The organism is Aestuariicoccus sp. MJ-SS9 (assembly GCF_032586235.1).
Classification (GTDB): domain Bacteria; phylum Pseudomonadota; class Alphaproteobacteria; order Rhodobacterales; family Rhodobacteraceae; genus Aestuariicoccus.
Window position 1 is genome coordinate 1 of record NZ_JAWHTD010000105.1, and the last position, 3,163, is coordinate 3,163.

General features: G+C 59.5%; 3 protein-coding genes and 1 tRNA gene. 2 read left to right on the forward strand and 2 right to left on the reverse strand.

Annotation, left to right across the window (positions count from 1 at the left end; translation table 11 throughout):
- Positions 1–72: 72 nt before the first annotated feature.
- On the reverse strand, positions 73–492 hold the full coding sequence (locus RXV88_RS23335) for a Hint domain-containing protein (protein WP_316296121.1): 420 nt from the start codon (positions 490–492) through the stop codon (positions 73–75).
- A gap of 211 nt (positions 493–703) precedes the next feature.
- Between RXV88_RS23335 and RXV88_RS23340 the strand changes: the two genes are divergently transcribed.
- Positions 704–788 (forward strand) — tRNA-Leu (locus RXV88_RS23340).
- 363 nt (positions 789–1,151) lie between these two features.
- Positions 1,152–1,721 (forward strand): plasmid pRiA4b ORF-3 family protein, encoded by a 570-nt coding sequence (locus tag RXV88_RS23345; protein WP_316296123.1) that lies wholly within the window; start codon positions 1,152–1,154, stop codon positions 1,719–1,721.
- A gap of 421 nt (positions 1,722–2,142) precedes the next feature.
- Here the strand turns inward: RXV88_RS23345 and RXV88_RS23350 are convergent.
- A partial coding sequence (locus RXV88_RS23350; protein WP_410468857.1) for a calcium-binding protein occupies positions 2,143–3,163 on the reverse strand: 1,021 nt, incomplete at its 5' end.

Genomic DNA, 3,163 nt, shown 5'->3' on the forward strand with positions numbered 1-3,163 from the left:
CGATGCCCGGCCCCGCATCAACGCCTCCCCGAATTGCCTCAAATCAATGATGGCAAATTTGGTTCCGGGTGACTAGGAGTGTTGCTCCATTTCCAGCGCCGGGGCCGCCAGTTCCAGCCCGTCGGCGTAAACAATATGCGGGGCGTCGAAGGCCAGCGTGACGGTGTCGAGCGTCGTCTCGCCAATGTCGCGCACGAATTCCCCGTCCACCAGCTGCGCGATGGGCACCAGCGCCTGCGAGGCGCCGAAGAGCGCGCCGGCGCGCCAGTCGCGGATCAGGATTTCCTGCCCGGCGGGCAGGATCGCGTCGCGGTCGGGGCGGGTGTTGCCGAGGCTGCCCGCCCGGATCGCTACTGCGGCCACGCGCCGGCGGGCGCGAAGGATCCGGCGGACCGGGGCCACGCCGCTGTCGCGGGTGATCACGCGGTCGCCTTCGGTGATGAACTCGACCGGCAGCGCGCCATCGAGCGTCAGAACCACGGTTCCCGCCACCAGCGTGTTGCATGTATCGTTGGACGCAATATGGCGCGCAGGGCGGTTTCGCCCTGTCGCGCGCCCGACCGTTTTCGGCTTCATGGCGCTATCCTGTTTGATCTGCCTCGTTTTTTTCACACAATATGTTAACGGTCCGCGAATGTCGCGCCTTTTTTCGGCCGATTTTCCTCTCGCGCTCGGGCAGACGCTTTGCTAGGACAGGCGCGTTGCGGGTGTGGCGGAATTGGTAGACGCACCAGATTTAGGTTCTGGCGCCGCAAGGCGTGGGGGTTCAAGTCCCTTCACCCGCACCAATAATTTATAAAAATAATATGAAAAACAATTGATTGGATGTTTTTGGTGGGACTTTATCCACCTCTCAGCCCACCCGTTGCTGATCGAACCTTGTACGGCCTGAAGTCCTCAACTGTCGGGCAACCCATCAGCTCATCGATCAACCTTTCTCATCGATCAACCTTTATTGTCATTCGGCTATGTCCGGCGTTCATGATCGAGAATTTCCAGGTCCCTCGCGCGCGCGTAGACGCGCGTAGAGATGAGCTGCAAGCCACATTGGCTCCCGATTGGGTCACCGCCAATGCGCAGGGCTTCAGACAATCCGATATCGACGCTCTCCCGGCTCGGAACTACAAGAGCCTGACAAGGGGGACACTGTCATGAGCATCATCGAGTTGAAGATCACGCTTGAATATATTGAGCCAGCCGTTACTCGAACGCTGCAAGTTCCCGCCGATATTCGCCTCGACCGCCTCCACCTGACCATTCAGGCTGCTATGGGCTGGACTAACTCGCACCTCTACAGGTTCGAGGCTGCAGGCGCGACCTGGGGATTGGCCGATCCAAATTTCGGCGGCAATGATCTTCCCCCCAACAAAACCGCCCTCGCCGAGCTAATCGAAGATACCGGCGTGAAGACGATCAACTACCTCTACGACTTTGGCGACAGCTGGGACCACAAGATCGAAATCGGAAAGATCAGCGACCCCATGCCCGGCGAGCTCTACCCACGCCTTACAGACGTTAGAGGCCGCTGCCCGCCAGAAGATGTGGGCGGCTTCTCCGGTTACGAGGAGTTCCTCGAAGCAATGGGCGACCCCAAGCACCCTGAACATGTCGATCTTAAATCTTGGTACGGCGGCGACTTTGATCCAAATCTCCCGGACACCGACGAACTGCGCCTCGAAGTTCTCAAACTCGCCAAACGGTGGAAGCCGAAAAAGAAATGAGACAACTGATCAACATGGGGTCAGTGCACCGCTTACCAAGAACCAGTCCCGGCACCACATGATGAAAACCGGGTTCTTCCGGAGAACTACTTCCTGCCGGGCGAAGCAGTCGGGCAATAGTTCGCAAAGCCTTCTACGTCTTTTCGCTTAACTCACCGTAAATTTGCTGAACTACCTCACTGACGACGGCTGATGGGTTTCGCATCCTACCCCCGTGCGTTCTCACTAAGCCGCCCCCTCAAAAAGCCCCCTGAAATTTCCCATATTTATCTGGTACTTGCTTGGCACCCCGTGGGGTAAAAAAGGCCATTCGCCTATTGGCCCACCTTAAGGGCGAAATCTGCCCCAACTGAACTGGATCAGAAGGTAGAGGCAGGTTACCTCCCCGAAACATAGTGGCGGGAAGGTATCCTGGTAGGGGTCAGAGGAAGGTGAAGTCCTCCACCGTCAAATCAGCAGCCGCAACGCCCTCGATCAGCACGGTGTGACCCTGGTAGTCGATCAGAGCACCCCCAGCGGCATCGGTGATGTTCAGTGCGGCCACCTTGCCGGCCAGGCCTGAGCCGGGCTCGTTCTCGACGCCGACCATCCGCAGGCTGTCGATGCCGTCCTCGTAGTCGGTGATGACATCCGCGTCGCCGTCCTTGAAGAAGTTCCAGACGAAGACGTCCGCGCCCTCGCCGCCGGTCATGGTGTCATCGCCATCGCCGCCGTTGATCGTGTCGTCGCCAAGCCCGCCGTCGATCAGATCGTCCCGGCCGCCGCCCGCGAGGAAGTCGTCGCCGGCGCCCCCTTGAACAACGTCATCGCCTTCGCCACCGCCGATGGAATCGTCGCCGTCGCCGCCCAGCAGGGTGTCCTTTCCAGTGCCGCCGCCCAGGCTGTCGATTCCGTCTTGACCGTCAATGAGATCGGAACCGTAACTGCCCCCTATGGTGTCGCCACCAAAGCCGCCGCTCAAAGTGTCGCTGCCCGGTCCACCAGCGACCACGTCGCTACCGTCACCACCACTAACAATGTCGTCGTCTGCGCCAGCGCCGATGGTGTCGTCGCCGGTTCCGCCATCGATGAAATCGTAACCAGGGCCTCCACCGATATCGTCGTTACCATAGTCCCCATCGATGCCATCGTCGCCCGTGCTTCCTGCGATGGTGTCATCACCCTCATCACCGTAAAGAAGGTCGTTTCCATCACCGCCATGCAAAATATCGTTCCCGGCACCGCCCATGAGCAGGTCTTGCCTGGCGTTGCCCGTCAGCAGATCGTCGCCGGCAAAGCCGCTCAGAGTGTCGAACCACTCTCCGCCCTCCAGGGTGTCTGCGTCAGGGGTGCCATCAAGATTTAGCGACTCGATCGCGCCCTCGGCTATAAACAGTCCGACGTTCTGCACAGCGTGCGGAAATTCCATGGGTTGGCTTTCTATGGACGCGTAATAGACGCCG